This window comes from Streptomyces sp. NPDC091209, from assembly GCF_044757755.1.
Taxonomy (GTDB): Bacteria; Actinomycetota; Actinomycetes; order Streptomycetales; family Streptomycetaceae; genus Streptomyces.
Genome location: NZ_JBIVVR010000001.1, coordinates 900191 through 914195 on the forward strand (window position 1 = coordinate 900191; position 14005 = coordinate 914195).

The 14005-nt window shown below is 72.6% G+C and carries 13 protein-coding genes and 1 pseudogene; 6 read left to right on the forward strand and 8 right to left on the reverse strand.

Translation table 11 applies throughout. The features are described 5' to 3' along the window. Positions 1-74 precede the first annotated feature (74 nt). A complete protein-coding gene (locus tag ACIQRL_RS03960; protein ID WP_401326640.1) occupies positions 75-1520 on the reverse strand; it encodes a deoxyguanosinetriphosphate triphosphohydrolase in 1446 nt (481 codons plus the stop codon). Positions 1521-1602: 82 nt separating this feature from the next. Next, positions 1603-2523, reverse strand: coding sequence for a sirohydrochlorin chelatase (locus tag ACIQRL_RS03965; protein ID WP_401326642.1), 921 nt, complete (start codon positions 2521-2523; stop codon positions 1603-1605). A gap of 366 nt (positions 2524-2889) precedes the next feature. Between ACIQRL_RS03965 and ACIQRL_RS03970 the strand changes: the two genes are divergently transcribed. After that, entirely contained in the window at positions 2890-3612 is a 723-nt protein-coding gene (locus tag ACIQRL_RS03970; protein WP_401326645.1) for a vancomycin high temperature exclusion protein, read from the forward strand. Positions 3613-3651: 39 nt separating this feature from the next. On the opposite strand, the gene ACIQRL_RS03975 is transcribed toward ACIQRL_RS03970, so the two are convergent. The 3 genes from ACIQRL_RS03975 to cutA form a co-directional block, all read right to left on the reverse strand. Beyond that, entirely contained in the window at positions 3652-3858 is a 207-nt protein-coding gene (locus tag ACIQRL_RS03975) for a hypothetical protein (protein ID WP_401326648.1), read from the reverse strand. A 243-nt stretch (positions 3859-4101) separates the two neighbouring features. Then, positions 4102-4569, reverse strand: coding sequence for a gamma-glutamylcyclotransferase family protein (locus ACIQRL_RS03980; RefSeq protein WP_401326650.1), 468 nt, complete (start codon positions 4567-4569; stop codon positions 4102-4104). Beyond that, positions 4566-4892 carry a divalent-cation tolerance protein CutA gene (gene cutA / locus ACIQRL_RS03985; protein ID WP_401326653.1) on the reverse strand — a complete coding sequence of 109 codons (327 nt, stop codon included), beginning with the start codon at positions 4890-4892 and terminating at the stop codon, positions 4566-4568. The genes ACIQRL_RS03980 and cutA overlap by 4 nt, the downstream gene beginning before the upstream one ends. A 220-nt stretch (positions 4893-5112) precedes the next feature. Between cutA and ACIQRL_RS03990 the strand changes: the two genes are divergently transcribed. Next, the gene (locus ACIQRL_RS03990) at positions 5113-6756 is read left to right on the forward strand and encodes a M4 family metallopeptidase (RefSeq protein WP_401326656.1); all 1644 of its coding nucleotides are present in this window, start codon (positions 5113-5115) and stop codon (positions 6754-6756) included. A gap of 170 nt (positions 6757-6926) precedes the next feature. Here the strand turns inward: ACIQRL_RS03990 and ACIQRL_RS03995 are convergent, their stop codons facing one another. Next, the gene (locus ACIQRL_RS03995) at positions 6927-7205 is read right to left on the reverse strand and encodes a hypothetical protein (protein WP_401326658.1); all 279 of its coding nucleotides are present in this window, start codon (positions 7203-7205) and stop codon (positions 6927-6929) included. 355 nt (positions 7206-7560) lie between these two features. On the opposite strand from ACIQRL_RS03995, the gene ACIQRL_RS04000 reads away from it, so the two are divergent. Both ACIQRL_RS04000 and ACIQRL_RS04005 read left to right on the forward strand, forming a co-directional pair. Next, a complete protein-coding gene (locus ACIQRL_RS04000) occupies positions 7561-8079 on the forward strand; it encodes a hypothetical protein (RefSeq protein WP_401326661.1) in 519 nt (172 codons plus the stop codon). A 167-nt stretch (positions 8080-8246) separates the two neighbouring features. After that, the gene (locus tag ACIQRL_RS04005) at positions 8247-8867 is read left to right on the forward strand and encodes a class F sortase (protein ID WP_401326664.1); all 621 of its coding nucleotides are present in this window, start codon (positions 8247-8249) and stop codon (positions 8865-8867) included. 238 nt (positions 8868-9105) lie between these two features. Here the strand turns inward: ACIQRL_RS04005 and ACIQRL_RS04010 are convergent, their stop codons facing one another. Together ACIQRL_RS04010 and ACIQRL_RS04015 are read right to left on the reverse strand one after the other, a co-directional pair. After that, positions 9106-9888: a sulfite exporter TauE/SafE family protein gene (locus ACIQRL_RS04010; RefSeq protein WP_401326667.1), complete on the reverse strand. Its 783-nt coding sequence runs from the start codon at positions 9886-9888 to the stop codon at positions 9106-9108. A gap of 122 nt (positions 9889-10010) precedes the next feature. Then, positions 10011-10666: pseudogene (locus ACIQRL_RS04015) on the reverse strand (LuxR C-terminal-related transcriptional regulator). Between the two features lie 190 nt (positions 10667-10856). On the opposite strand from ACIQRL_RS04015, the gene nirB reads away from it, so the two are divergent. Further along, on the forward strand, positions 10857-13568 hold the full coding sequence (nirB, locus tag ACIQRL_RS04020) for a nitrite reductase large subunit NirB (RefSeq protein WP_401326669.1): 2712 nt from the start codon (positions 10857-10859) through the stop codon (positions 13566-13568). Further along, positions 13565-13927, forward strand: a complete 363-nt coding sequence (gene nirD, locus ACIQRL_RS04025; protein ID WP_401326672.1) for a nitrite reductase small subunit NirD — start codon at positions 13565-13567, stop codon at positions 13925-13927. Before nirB ends, nirD begins: the two co-directional genes overlap by 4 nt. Positions 13928-14005: the final 78 nt, after the last annotated feature.

Genomic DNA, 14005 nt, shown 5'->3' on the forward strand with positions numbered 1-14005 from the left:
ATGTCGCCATATGCGAGCGTCCCGCACGGAGCGTGATGCGGGAAGGGGTAGTGGCCCGATCAGGCCACGCAGGGTCACACTTGTCCGCTCCCATGGGAACGCGTGGTGAGCCTGAGGTGCAGGGAACGCGCCGAGGCATCCGTGAGGGATGCGATCTGGTCGACGATCACGCGCTTGCGGGCACGGTCGTCGGCCGCCTGGTCGAACAGTGCCCGGAACTGCGGATCCAGTATCCCGGGGGCGCGGGCGGTGAGCGCCTCGGCGAGCTCGGCGACGACGATCCGCTGGTCGGCGCGGAGCCGCTCCTGCTCGGCGCGCTGCATCACGTACCGGTCGGCGACCGCCTTGAGGACGGCGCACTCGTGCCGGGCGTCTTTCGGGACGACCAGTTCCGCCGCGTACCGGGTGAGGCGCCCGCTGCCGTACCGGGCGCGGGTGGCGCCCTCCGCGGCCAGGCAGAAACGGCCGATGAGCTGGCTGGTGGCGTCCTTCAGCCGGGCCTGCGCGACGGCCGATCCGTCGTACCCGTGCGGCCACCACTCCTGGCCGAGGAGCCGGTCGAGTGCCTCGGCCAGCTCGGCCGGATCGGTGTCGTCGGGCACGTACCGCCCGATGGCGACGGCGAAGATCTCCTGGCGTTCCGGGCCGGAGTGCAGGCTGGCGGTGTCGATGTGGCCGGCGTGCAGGCCGTCCTCGACGTCGTGCACCGAGTAGGCCACGTCGTCGGCCCAGTCCATCACCTGGGCCTCGAAGCACGTACGCGAACCGGGGGCGCCCTTGCGGATCCAGTCGAAGACCGGCCGGTCGTCCTCGTAGACCCCGAATTTCGGCGACTTCGGGTCGCTGGGACGGGCGCCTCTCGGCCAGGGGTACTTGGTGGCGGCGTCGAGGGCGGCGCGGGTGAGGTTGAGGCCGACGCTGACGAGGTCGTCGCCCGCCGCGGCGGAGGCCGAGGTCACCATGTCGCTGCGCACGAAGCGCTTGGGCTCGATCCGGGTGAGCAGGCGCAGCGACTGGGCGTTGCCCTCGAATCCGCCGCAGTCCTCCGCGAATTCGTTGAGCGCCTGTTCGCCGTTGTGCCCGAAGGGCGGGTGGCCCAGGTCGTGCGAGAGGCAGGCCGCCTCCACCAGGTCCGGATCGCAGCCGAGTGCGGCGCCCAGCTCGCGGCCCACCTGGGCGCACTCCAGGGAGTGGGTCAGCCGGGTCCGCGGACTGGCGTCCCACACCTGGATGGGCGCGCCGCCCGAACCGGCGGGGCCGAGCACCTGGGGAAGCGTGCCGGGGGTGACGACCTGGGTCTTGCCCGCGAGGCGGCGCAGGGCCGCGGAGTGCAGCACGCGCGCGCGGTCGCGCTGGAAGGCGGTGCGGCCGGGGCGTTTGTCGGGCTCGACGGCCCAGCGCTCGACGGCCGACACGTCGTACTCATGGGGAGCCGCGTGGTTCTCGTACGTCTGCGGTGTCTGCTGTGACTGCGGTGACTGCCGTGCTGGGTCTTCGGTGTTCGGTGCCATGCCTTCCATGCACCGACAGTAGACGGAGGCAGTGACATTCGGGACGTGGCCCTCGGCGGCGCGGTGCCGGGTGCGGGTCGAGGGGTCGGGTTCAGGCCGGGATCAGGGCGCGTTCCGGGGTGGACTCGGGGGACGCGAGGGCCTGGTCGTAGCGGTGCAGGACCAGGCGGGCCATCGCCGGGTGGTCGCCGAGGGGTTCGGCGCAGATCCAGGGCGCGGCCTCGGCGCACTGCGTGGCGAAGCGGCCGGGAGCGGTGAAGTACGAGGCGACGGCGATCCGGTGGCGGCCCCGGGCGGCGAGCGAGCGCACCGCGGCGGGGACGGTGGGCGCGGCGGCGGACGCGTACGCCGGGACGACGGGGACGCCGAGGCGTTCGGCGAGCAGTTGGGCGGTGCGGCGGGAGTCGACGGCCGAGTCCGGGGCACGGGACCCGGCGGACGCGAGGACGACGGCGCTCGCGCGGCGGGCCGAGTCGCTCATCCCGGTGCGCCATCCGGCCTCGACGAGGCGGGCGTAGAGGGTCTCCACGACCAGCGGGTGGGGGCCGAGCGGGGCGGCGACCCGGGTGTGCAGGCCGGGGACGGCGGCCGCGGTCTCGGGGATGTCGCGGCGTACGTGGTATCCGCGGCCGAGCAGCAGCGGTACGAGGACGGCGTCCTCCCGGCCGGCCAGGGAGGCGAGCGTGTCCCGCAGCCGGGGCTCGTTCAGCTCGATGTGGCCGAGGCGCACGGACAGGTGCGGGCGCAGCTCACGGACGCGTTCGACCAGGGTGCGTACGGTGGCGAGGGCGCGCGGGTCGCGGCTGCCGTGGGCGGCCAGGACGAGCGCGGGCGGTGCCGGACGACGGGTGCCGTCCAGCGAGACGAGGCTGAGCTGACTGCCGAGCTGGCTGGTGATCCGGTCCATGAGCTGCGCCGTACTGTCGAGGTGGCCGTCGAGACGGGCGGCGCCGGGCGGCGGGCCGCCGGGGCGGTGGGAGGACGCGTCGCGAGCGGGGTTCGAGGCCGTCATGGGGTGATCCTGGCGGTAGGAGGTTGCCGGGCCGTTGCGTGGGTATGTCGGGTGTTTTCCGGCGGTTCACCGAACGGCGCCGGCCCGGTGTGAGGGGCTCCCACCTGCGGCTCTCCCCCTTCCGGGTGAGCGGGGTCGGCGTACTCGGGCGAACCGAACGGCCTTACGATGCGTCTTCATCTGTCGAACGGGAACGCGGAATCCGGCGCGCCGACCGAACCGGGAGACGAACCGACAGCTGTATGGACAGCTGGACCGAGAGCCGAAGCGAAGTCCGCTCGGGGAGACGGACAGGATCCGGCGTGAGGCGCCGGACGTACCGGCCCGCGCGCCGCCGCGAGTGACGACACATGGGGGACATCGATCATGCCGCGCCTGCCGCGCCCGAAGCGCCCGAGCTTCCACAGACCACGCCTGCTCCGTCTGCCGCCGCTGCCGCGTACGCGCAGGGGGCAACGGCGGGCCGTGCAGGCGCTGATGGTCCTGTGCGTGCTGGCGCTGCTCCCCGTGACCTGGCTGTACGTGGCGACGGGCGACCGGCTGCGGACGACGGCGGACGCCCCGCGCACCGAGGTCGCGATCGTGTTCGGCGCGGGTCTGTGGGACGGCGAGCCGTCCCCGTATCTCGCCCACCGCCTGGACGCCGCCGCGAAGCTGTACCGGGCCGGCCGGATCGAGGTCGTCCTGGTCACCGGCGACAACAGCCGCAAGGACTACGACGAGCCCGACGCGATGCGCGCCTATCTCACCGCCCACGGGGTGCCGGAGCGGCGGATCGTCAGCGACTACGCCGGCTTCGACACCTGGGACTCCTGCGTCCGCGCCCGCAAGATCTTCGGTGTCCACGAGGCCGTCCTGATCAGCCAGGGCTTCCACATCCGCCGCGCGCTCGCCCTGTGCCAGGCGGCGGGCGTCCGCTCGTACGGCATCGGCGTCGACGCCAAGCACGACGCCACCTGGTACTACGGCGGCACCCGGGAGATCTTCGCGGCCGGCAAGGCCGCGCTGGACGCGGTGTTCGAGCCGGACCCGCATTTCCTGGGGCCGAGGGAGCGCGGGGTGACCCGGGCACTGGCGGCGGCCCGCTAGCGGCGCGGTACCGAGCGGCGTGCCGGGACGCGGTGCCGGTCAGTGCCCGCTCGGGCCCTCCGGCTCGGGCCGCTCGACGGACTTGGGGGCCCGCGTCGATCCGGCGCCCGAACCGGAGCCGGAAGCGGAACGCCCGCCCGACGCGGGGTCCGCGGTGCAGGAGCTGAGCCCGATGCCCAGAGCGGCACCGACGGCCGCCCCGCTGAGCGCGAGGATTCGTCGCCTGGTCAAGTCGCGGTCGGTCATGGCCGGACCCTAGGGGCGCGAACGCCCGTGCCACCGGGGACGCACGGGACGGCCACCCACACGGGTGCACCCCGACACGGCGGCCGGCCCCGGCCCGCCGGAACACCCGCGCGCACCCCGGCAATCGAGCGCGGGGCCGCCTGACGACCGCATCCCGGCCCGCTCGGGCGGCCCGACGCCGGCCGCCGGAACACCCTCGCGCGCCGTGCCGGACACGCGCGGGCACGCCCTCCCGGGCGCGGCTCAGCGGGGTCGGCGCGACGGAGTGCCCCGCCCGTCGCCGTGCCAGTCCCCGTTCTCGATCAGCTTGCCGTCGGTCCGCAGGCGGGCGGCGACCTCGGGTGCGGCGACGTACACCCAGGCCCGTACGGCCGTGATGCCGTCCGCTCGTACGGCGTCACGCGCGACCCGTTCGTAGAGGCTGCGCGGATCACCCGGCGTGTACTCCTCCAACGCGTCGAGCGCCGCGAGGAGTTCCTCGTACTCCTCGGTCCGCGCGGTCACGAGTTCGCCGCTCACCACGCCGCCGGGTTCTTCGACGGCGTACGGGTAGCCGGGCCCGGCGTACAGCACGAGCCCGCTCATCCGCCCCGGCTCCTCGGACCGGGTCCGGCCGCGCAGGAACAGGTCGTGGTTGTGCTCGCCGGGGCGCAGGGTGCCGTAGACGAAGAAGGGCGGTTCCGGTCCGCCGACGGGATCCAGCGGACTCACGGGGCCGTCTCCTCCTCCAGCCAGCGCAGGTAGTCCGGGCTCCCCGCGACGACCGGGGTCGCGATGATCTCGGGTGTGTCGTAGTCGTGGGCGGCCAGGAGATACGCCTCCAGGGCCGGGTAGCGCGCCGCGGTCGTCTTGAACTGGATCCGCCACTCGGAGGCGGTCTCCACGGCGCCCTCCCAGCGGTAGACGGAGGTGACCGGGCCCGAGATCTGCGCGCAGGCCGCGACCCGCGCCGCCACCGCGCCACGGGCCAGCGCCACCGCCTTCTCCACCGCGTCCGTCGTGGTCAGGACGGCCAGGCAGGCGGGCAATTCCATGAGCGCCTCCGTTCGTGAGGGTACGGAAACGATTCTCGCCGCATCCCGCACGCACCCGGCAGGCCCTATGGACATGACATGTCATGCACCTTTAAATCTGTGAGTCGGCTTTGAGCGCTTCCCTCCACGCGGCACCTCGCTCCACGCGCCCCCGACGCGCACCTCCCCCACGCACCTCTCCCCCACGCGCCCTCCCCAAGGCACCTTTCCAAGGAGACCGATGAGTCGAATACGGCACATCCGAGGTTCCTCTCTCGCCACCGCCGGCGCGGCCGTGACCACGGCCACCCTGCTGGCCGCCGCGCTCGCCCCCGCCGCGCACGCCGACGCCCGGCCGACCCGGGCCACCGCGATCGAGAACGCGGTCTCGGCGCTGGCGGCCCACGCCACGGACCTGGGCCTCACCTCCGCGCAGCGCACCTCCGTCCGGGACGTCGTCGTCGACAAGGACGGCACCCAGCATGTGCGGTACGACCGGACGTACCGCGAACTCCCGGTACTCGGCGGCGACTTCGTGGTGCATCTGACGCCGGACGGCGCGTACCGCGGCGCGAACCGCGCGACCGGGAAGGCCATTTCGCTGACGAGCGTCACCCCCGAACTGTCCGGCGCGAAGGCGGCCGGCCTGGCGGTGAACGCGCTGCGCGCCGCCAACCCCGGCAAGGCACTGAAGAAGGTGACGGCGAAACCGCGGCTGATCGTCGACGCCCTGCACGGCACTCCGCGGCTCGCCTGGCGCACCGACGCGGTCGCCCAGGACTCGCTCGGCAACCCGGTCGCCCGCACGGTCCTGACCGACGCCCGCACCGGCGCGCGGATCGACGCCTGGGACAGCGTCGAGACGGCGACGGGCGACGGCAACTCCCTCTACAGCGGCACCGTTCCGCTGGAGACGACGCTCTCCGGATCGGCGTACCAGCTCAAGGACCCGACGCGCGGGAACACGTACACGGGCGACGCGGCGAACAAGACGGACCTGTGCATCTTCGGGATCTGCATCAGCCGGGCGCCCGCGACCCTCTTCACCGACGCGGACAACCACTGGGGCACGGGAGCGACTTCGGACCGCTCGTCCGCGGCGGTCGACGCGCAGTACGGCACCGATGAGACCTGGGACTACTACAAGAACGTCCACGGGAGGAACGGCATCGCGGGTGACGGCAAGGGGTCGTACAACCGCGTGCACTACGGCAGCAACTACAACAACGCCTTCTGGGACGACAGTTGCTTCTGCATGACGTACGGCGACGGTGACGGCTCGACCTTCGGGCCGCTGGTCGCGCTGGACGTCGCCGGGCACGAGATGTCGCACGGCGTGACCTCCAAGACGGCCGCGCTGACCTACTCGGGCGAGTCCGGCGGCCTGAACGAGGCCACCTCCGACATCTTCGGCACCATGGTGGAGTGGTACGCGAACAACGCCTCGGACCCCGGTGACTACCTGATCGGCGAGAAGATCGTCCGCTCCGGGTTCGGCAAACCCGCCCTCCGCTTCATGGACAAGCCCTCCAAGGACGGCAACTCGGCCGACTGCTGGAGCAGTTCGGTCGGCAACCTCGACGTCCACTACTCCTCCGGCGTCGCCAACCACTTCGCCTACCTGCTCTCGGAGGGCAGCGGCGCGAAGACCGTGAACGGCGTCGCCTACGACTCCCCCACCTGCAACGGCGCCACGGTCACCGGCATCGGCCACGACAAGGTCGGCAGGATCTGGTACCGCGCGCTGACGGTCTACATGACCTCGTCGACGAACTACGCGGGCGCGCGCACCGCCACGCTGAACGCGGCCAAGGATCTGTACGGAGCGGGCAGCACCGAGTACAACGCCGTAGCGGCGGCCTGGTCGGCGGTCTCCGTGGGCTGACCGGCACGACGCCCTCCGGTCCGCGGGCCACCTCGGGACGCTCTCCGGTCCAGCAGGCCGCGCGACCCAAGAGACCGCGCGGTCCCGGGTGCTCTCCGGTCGCCGTGGGCAGGCGCCGTCAGGTTCGCCTGCCCACGGCTTGTCCGGAGCATGTCCGCCCCGGGCGGGTCCTAGTCCTCCCTCACCGGCCGGTACACGCTGATGTCCACACCCGTCTTCGCGGTCGTGGTCGAAACGTGGTCGAGCGGGCGCTTCATCCCGCCCTCGGGGAAGATCGTCCTGCCGCCGCCGAGCATCACCGGCATACGGATCCGCTGGAGCTCGTCGACCAGCGCCTCGGCCGGCAGCGTGCGGACGAGGGGCTGGGGCTGCCCTTCGTCGCGAGGTGGCCGCCGTCGGCCGCGCGCAGCCCACGGACGCGCCCGGCGGTCTCGCCGCCCGGAAATCATCGCCCCTGCCCGACGACGGAAGGCGACGCGGCACACATCCTGGCGCGCCTGCCGGCGGGCGACCGGGGCCGGCCGCGCGCTCGCCCCCGAACAGCGGGTCACCCATTCACACGCTGGGCCCCGCCCCCTTCGGGTTCCCTTGTGCGGTACACCGGGCGCACACCGGTGACCTGCCGGAATGCCGAGAGTTCCGCCTCTTCCGACGTCTCGCCCGACACCCGTTCACATCATTTCTGACGCACCATCAGAGAGCGGGCGGGGTCAAGTGCCACTTACCTCGGAAGAGCAGGGGTACGACCGACGCTGCGGCACTTGGGGGTGTCGCGGGCCGCGCCCCCTCGGAGGAGCTGGCACGATGCGACGCCCCGCACGTCTGCTGACCGGTACCGCGCTCGCCGTCGCCGCCGCGGCTCTGGGCGCCGCGCCCGTGTACGGCGGAGACACCAGAAGTCTGGAGGTGTTCCCCTCGGCCGTCGTCCCGGGCGGCGACGTCACCGTCAACACGGCCGCGTGCGGCTCGGACGGCACCGCGAACGGGGACGCCGACGCGGTGGGCGGCGGCAGGTTCACGCTCGCCGCCAGCGCGCACGAACAGGACGCGATCGGTCAGTTCCGGGTGCCGCCGAGCGCGCAGCCGGGGACGTACGAGATCGTCGCGACCTGCTCCCACGGCCGGCGGGTCACCGGTGACCTGCTGGTGACCCTGGCCTCCACGCGCGAGCAGGTCGAGCCGCGCGGGCATGTGAACACGGGTGTCGGCGGCGCGCTGGGCCCCGACCCCGTACAGACCGCGGCGGGAGTGGCGGCGCTGGCCGTCGCCGCCGCGGGCGGTACCTGGCTCCTGCATCGCCGGGCGAGAGGCGACGGGATCTGACGGACACCCTCCGCTGTCCGTCCGCCGGTACCGCCGTCCCTCCCCCTCCGTGGCCCGACGCCCCTCGCGGCCCGGAGGGGGAAGGGACCGGCACCTTCAGCACACCCCCAGCCGTCGGGCGCCGGCCGGTCCCGCCCCCGGAAAGGAACACCCCTGAGGAGGCTCGCGTGCGCCGGGTCAGCAATGCCGCCATAGCGTCGGTCACGGTCGTCGCCCTCTGCTCCGGCGCCTGGCTGCTGCGCAGCGGCTCCGAGGCGCATCCGCCTCCTCAGCCGTCCGCGGCGCAGGCGGCGACCGCCGGGGACGGGGCGCGGTCCGTGGCCCCCGCGATGCCGCACTCCCCGCCCGACCGCATCCGTATCCCCGCGATCGGCGTGAACGCCCCGCTGATGGGCCTCGGTCTCACCCCGCAGGGCAGTCTGAACGTGCCGCCCGCCGAGAAGAAGAACCTGGCCGGCTGGTACGAGGCGGGGACCAGCCCGGGTGAACGCGGCACGGCCATCGTGGCCGGGCACGTCGACAACGCGGAGGGCCCCGCCGTCTTCTACGACCTGGGCTCCCTGCGCAAGGGCAGCACCGTCGAGGTGGACCGGCTCGACGGCAGAACGGCCGTCTTCACCGTCGACGCGGTCGAGGTGTACGACTCCCGCGCCTTCCCCGACGCGAAGGTGTACGGGGCCGCGCACCGGCCCGAACTGCGCGTCATCACCTGCGGCGGCGGCTACTCGCAGACGACCGGCTACCAGGGGAACGTGGTCGTCTTCGCCCATCTCACGGGCAGCCGCTGAGGGTTCACGGGAGCCACGGGAGCCACTGAGGGTTCGGACGAACCGCGGGCGGCCGCGGAGAGTTCGGACCGGCAACGGGCAGCCGCTGAGGGTTCCCATGCGTCTCAGGCAGCCGCTGGGGATCAGGCGAGTCTCAGGCAGCCGCTGAGGTTCAGGCGAGCCTCAGGCAGCCGCTGGGGATCAGGCGAGTCTCAGGCAGCCGCTGGGGTTCAGGCGAGTCTCAGGCAGCCGCTGAGGTTCAGGCCAGCCACTGCTGGTAGGCCAGGTTCGCCACCAGCGCGAACACCACCGTCAGGAGCACCGCCCGGACGAACCCGCTGCCCTGCTTGAGCGCGGTCCGTTCGCCCACCGTGCCGCCCGCCAGATTGAACACGGCCATGAGGGCGGCGAGTTCCCAGAACACCGTGCCCTTCCAGGCGAAGGTCGCGAGGGCGCCCGCGTTGGTGCAGCAGTTGACGATCTTGGCGGTGGCGGAGGCGGTCACCAGGTCGAGGTGGAGCATCGCGGTGAGGGCGAGCACGAGGAACGTGCCCGTGCCGGGGCCGATGAGCCCGTCGTAGAAGCCGATGCCGAGGCCCGCCAGCCCGATCGCGGCGAGGACGCGGCGGGCGGAGACCGGGGTGGTCGGCGGCGCCGTGCCGAAGGCGGGCCGCAGGATCACGAAGGTGCCGACGCCGAGCAGGACGACCATGACGACCGGCTTGAGCACCTCGGTGCTCAGCCCGGCCGCGACGAACGCGCCCGCCGTCGAACCGGCCAGCGCCGCGAGTCCGATCCGTACGGCGAGGCGCACGTCGACGGTTGTCTTGCGCGCGTACGTCACCGCGGCCCCCGCGGTGCCGACGATCGCGACCGCCTTGTTCGTGCCGAGCGCGAACGCCGCCGGCGTGCCGGCGGGCAGCCCGAGCAGCATGGCGGGCAGCAGAAGCAGCCCTCCGCCGCCGACCACGGCGTCGATCCAGCCGGCCGCCAGAGCGGCGGCGCACAGCACAAGGATCATGGTCAGCGATATGTCGGGCATGATCGCGACCCTAAGGGACGGTTTGGATGCGTCGTGCACGGGGCCGGGAAGCTTGAGTGACTCCTGAGGTTCCTGAGGTTCGCCTCGACGGGGTCCCGGGGACGAGCCCAGGCCTCTTCGGTTCAGTTCACCGAGTCCAGATAGCGCAGGACCGCGAGGACGCGCCGGTGGCCGGTGTCCGACGGGGGCAGGTCGAGCTTCAGGAAGATGTTGGCGATGTGCTTCTCGACGGCGCGTTCGGAGACGGTGAGGGCGGCGGCGATCCCGTGGTTGGTGCGGCCCTCGGCCATCAGGGCGAGCACCTCGCGCTCGCGGGGCGTGAGGGCGTCGAGGGCGCGGACCCGGCGGCTCGCGCCGAACAACTGGGAGACGACCTCGGGGTCGAGGGCCGTACCGCCCGAGGCGACGCGCTCCATGGCGTCCACGAACTCACCGATGTCGACGACGCGTTCCTTGAGGAGATAGCCGAACCCCGCCGGATTGCCGAGCAGTTGGGTGGCGTAGTCGTCTCCACGTACTGCGAGAAGACCAGCACCCCGGTACCGGGGTGGTCCTGGCGCAGCCGCACGGCCGCCCGGATGCCCTCGTCGGTCTGGGTCGGCGGCAGCCGGATGTCGACGACGGCGACGTCCGGCTCGTTTTCGGCGACACCGGCGAGCAGGGCGTCCGCGTCGCCCACGGCCGCGACCACCTCCACACCGCGCAGTTGGAGCAGTTGGGCAAGGCCGATGGTGGGTTCCCCCGACTGGTCGTGGGCGAGTGGGGTCCGGCCCTTCAAAGGTTTCCGCGCGAGAACGCCTCGATCGATCGTGCCCGCACGTGAACCGGGGGTACGGCTGACCCCACCCCGGCCCCTCCCGCACCGCCGGGAGCCCTCACACCGCGGCCCTGTCCCCGCTGAGGGCAGCGTTCCTCCCGGGAAACAGGTGTGATGCCACCGGGTAACACCGGCACCGCACGGTGTGGTCATGACCTCGCATACGACGATGACGGCGGCGACGGCTGCGGCTGCAACTGGGGCTGGGGCGACGGCTGCGGCCGCCGTTCCGACGACAGGGACGGCGACGCCGACGGCCCCGGACGCCTCGGCGGGGAACGCGCACACGATCGTGCTCGTCGGCCACGGCATGGTCGGCCAGCGCTTCCTGGAGGCGCTCGCCGAACGCGGAACGACCGCCACCCACCGCGTGGTCGTGTTCTGCGAGGAGCCCCGCCCTGCCTACGACCGGGTCCGGCTCACCTCGTACTTCTCGGGCCGCACGCCCGAAGAACTCTCGCTCACGGAGCCGGAGTTCATCGAGGAGCACGGCATCGAGCTGCATCTCGGCGACCCGGCCGAGTCGGTCGACCGGGCCGCGCGCACCGTGACGGCCAGGTCCGGTCTGACGGTCGGCTACGACACCCTCGTGCTCGCCACCGGCTCCTACCCCTTCGTGCCGCCGGTCCCCGGCAAGGACGCCGAGGGCTGTTTCGTGTACCGCACGATCGAGGATCTGCTCGCCATCGAGGAGTACGCGAAGGCGCGGGCGACGACCGGAGCGGTGGTCGGCGGCGGTCTGCTGGGACTTGAGGCGGCCGGCGCGCTCAAGGGGCTCGGACTGGCCACGCACATCGTGGAGTTCGCGCCGCGCCTGATGCCCGTGCAGGTGGACGACGGCGGTGGTGCCGCGCTGCTGCGCACCATCGAGGACATGGGCCTGCGCGTGCACACCGGCACGGGCACCCAGGAGATCGTCACCGGCGAGGACGGCGCCGTGACCGGCATGAAGCTGTCCGACGGGTCCGAACTCCCCACGGATCTCGTGGTGTTCTCGGCGGGAGTGCGCCCGCGCGACCAACTCGCCCGCGCCATGGGGCTCACCGTCGGCGAGCGCGGCGGCATCACGGTCGACGAGCGGTGCCGCACCTCCGACCCGGCCGTCTTCGCGATCGGCGAGTGCGCCCTCGCCGTGGACGGCCGGGTGTACGGACTCGTCGCGCCCGGCTACGAGATGGCCGCGACGGCCGCCGCCACGATCGCCGCCGACGAGGCGAAGTTCACCGGCGCCGATCTGTCGACGAAGCTGAAGCTCCTCGGCGTCGACGTCGCCTCGTTCGGCGACGCGCACGGGGCCACCGCCGACTGCCTCGACGTCGTCTACGCGGACGCGCGCTCGGGCATCTACAAGAAGCTGGTCCTCGGCCGCGAGGGGCAGCTCCTCGGCGGCATCCTGGTCGGCGACGCGGACGCCTACGGCACCCTGCGCGCCTTCACCGGCTCGGTGCCGCCGATCGCCCCGGAGCAGCTCGTGCTCCCGGCGGGCGCGGGCGCCCCGGTGACCCTCGGCCCCTCCGCTCTCCCCGACTCCGCGGTCGTCTGCTCCTGCCACAACGTCACCAAGGGCACGATCCGCGGCGCGGTCACCGAGCACTCCCGCACGAACGTCCCCGAGGTCAAGAAGTGCACCAAGGCCGGTACCGGCTGCGGGAGTTGCGTCAAGGTCCTCGGGCAGCTCGTCAACGAGGAGCTGGCCGCGAACGGTGTCGAGGTCGACCACGGCCTGTGCGGCTGCTTCGGGCGGACCCGCGAGGAGCTGTACGAGATCGTCCTCGCCCTCCGGATCACCTCGTACCGCACGCTGCTCGACCGGTACGGCCGCGAGGAGGCCCGGGGCGGTGACGGCTGCGAGGTCTGCAAGCCCGCCGTCGGCTCGGTCATCGCCTCCCTCGCCCCGACGATCGGCGCCGACGCCTATGTCCTGGCGGGCGAACAGGCCGCGCTCCAGGACACCAACGACCACTTCCTCGCCAACCTCCAGAAGAACGGCTCCTATTCGATCGTGCCGCGCATCCCCGGCGGCGAGATCACTCCCGAGAAACTCATCGTGATCGGCGAGGTGGCACGGGACTTCGGGCTCTACACGAAGATCACGGGCGGTCAGCGCATCGACCTGTTCGGCGCGCGGGTGGAGCAACTCCCCCTGATCTGGGCGCGGCTGGTGGACGCGGGCTTCGAGTCCGGGCACGCGTACGGCAAGTCGCTGCGCACGGTGAAGTCCTGCGTCGGGCAGACCTGGTGCCGGTACGGCGTGCAGGACTCGGTCCGGATGGCGATCGACCTGGAGCTGCGCTACCGGGGTCTGCGCTCCCCGCACAAGCTGAAGTCGGCGGTCTCCGGGTGCGCCCGCGAGTGCGCCGAGGCCCAGTCCAAGGACTTCGGCGTCATCGCCACCTCCAACGGCTGGAACCTCTACGTCGGCGGCAACGGCGGCGCGACCCCGCGCCACGCGGACCTGCTGGCCCAGGACCTGTCGGACGCCGAACTGGTCCGTCTGATCGACCGCTTCCTGATGTTCTACATCCGCACCGCGGACCGGCTGGAGCGCACCTCGACCTGGCTGGAGCGGATTCCCGGCGGCCTCGACCACGTCCGCGAGGTGGTCGTGGACGACTCCCTCGGCATCTGCGAGGAGCTGGAGTCGCTGATGACCGCGCACATCGCGAACTACCGGGACGAGTGGGCCGAGACCATCAACGACCCGGAGAGGCTCGGCCGGTTCGTGTCCTTCGTGAACGCCCCGGACACCCCGGACCCGGTCGTCGCCTTCGTTCCCGAGCGCGACCAGATCAAGCCCGACCTGCCGCTGCTGACCATCGGACACCGCCCCTTTGAAGCCCTGGAAGGAAGTGCCCAGCGATGACCCTGGCACCCGGGACGACCCGGACGACGACGACCCTCACGCTCCAACTCCTGCTGGAGGAAGACTGGTTCACGGTCTGCGAGCTGTCCCTGCTGACCCCGGGACGGGGCGTCGCCGCGCTCCTCCCGGACGGCCGCCAGGTCGCCCTGTTCAGCGACCGCGAGGGACGGACGTACGCCATCGACAACCGTGACCCGTTCAGCGGGGCGGCGGTCCTCTCCCGCGGGCTGACCGGGACCCACCGGGGCCGCCCGTTCGTGGCCTCGCCGCTGCTCAAGCAGCGCTTCGACCTGGAGTCGGGGCGGTGCCTGGACGACGACGGCGTACGGGTGGCGACGTACGAGGTGCGGGCGGCCTGATCCGGTCCGTGGCGCCCGACCCCGCCCGGGGCGCCTGACCAGGACCGGGGTGCCGGACCGACCGGGTCACCCGCCATC

Coding starts and splice junctions, on each gene's coding strand:
- ACIQRL_RS03960 (WP_401326640.1), bottom strand. CDS start 1,520: ATGGAAGGCATGGCACCGAACACCGAAGACCCAGCACGGCAGTCACCG.
- ACIQRL_RS03965 (WP_401326642.1), bottom strand. CDS start 2,523: ATGACGGCCTCGAACCCCGCTCGCGACGCGTCCTCCCACCGCCCCGGC.
- ACIQRL_RS03970 (WP_401326645.1), top strand. CDS start 2,890: ATGCCGCGCCTGCCGCGCCCGAAGCGCCCGAGCTTCCACAGACCACGC.
- ACIQRL_RS03975 (WP_401326648.1), bottom strand. CDS start 3,858: ATGACCGACCGCGACTTGACCAGGCGACGAATCCTCGCGCTCAGCGGG.
- cutA (WP_401326653.1), bottom strand. CDS start 4,892: ATGGAATTGCCCGCCTGCCTGGCCGTCCTGACCACGACGGACGCGGTG.
- ACIQRL_RS03990 (WP_401326656.1), top strand. CDS start 5,113: ATGAGTCGAATACGGCACATCCGAGGTTCCTCTCTCGCCACCGCCGGC.
- ACIQRL_RS03995 (WP_401326658.1), bottom strand. CDS start 7,205: ATGATTTCCGGGCGGCGAGACCGCCGGGCGCGTCCGTGGGCTGCGCGC.
- ACIQRL_RS04000 (WP_401326661.1), top strand. CDS start 7,561: ATGCGACGCCCCGCACGTCTGCTGACCGGTACCGCGCTCGCCGTCGCC.
- ACIQRL_RS04010 (WP_401326667.1), bottom strand. CDS start 9,888: ATGCCCGACATATCGCTGACCATGATCCTTGTGCTGTGCGCCGCCGCT.
- nirB (WP_401326669.1), top strand. CDS start 10,857: ATGACCTCGCATACGACGATGACGGCGGCGACGGCTGCGGCTGCAACT.
- nirD (WP_401326672.1), top strand. CDS start 13,565: ATGACCCTGGCACCCGGGACGACCCGGACGACGACGACCCTCACGCTC.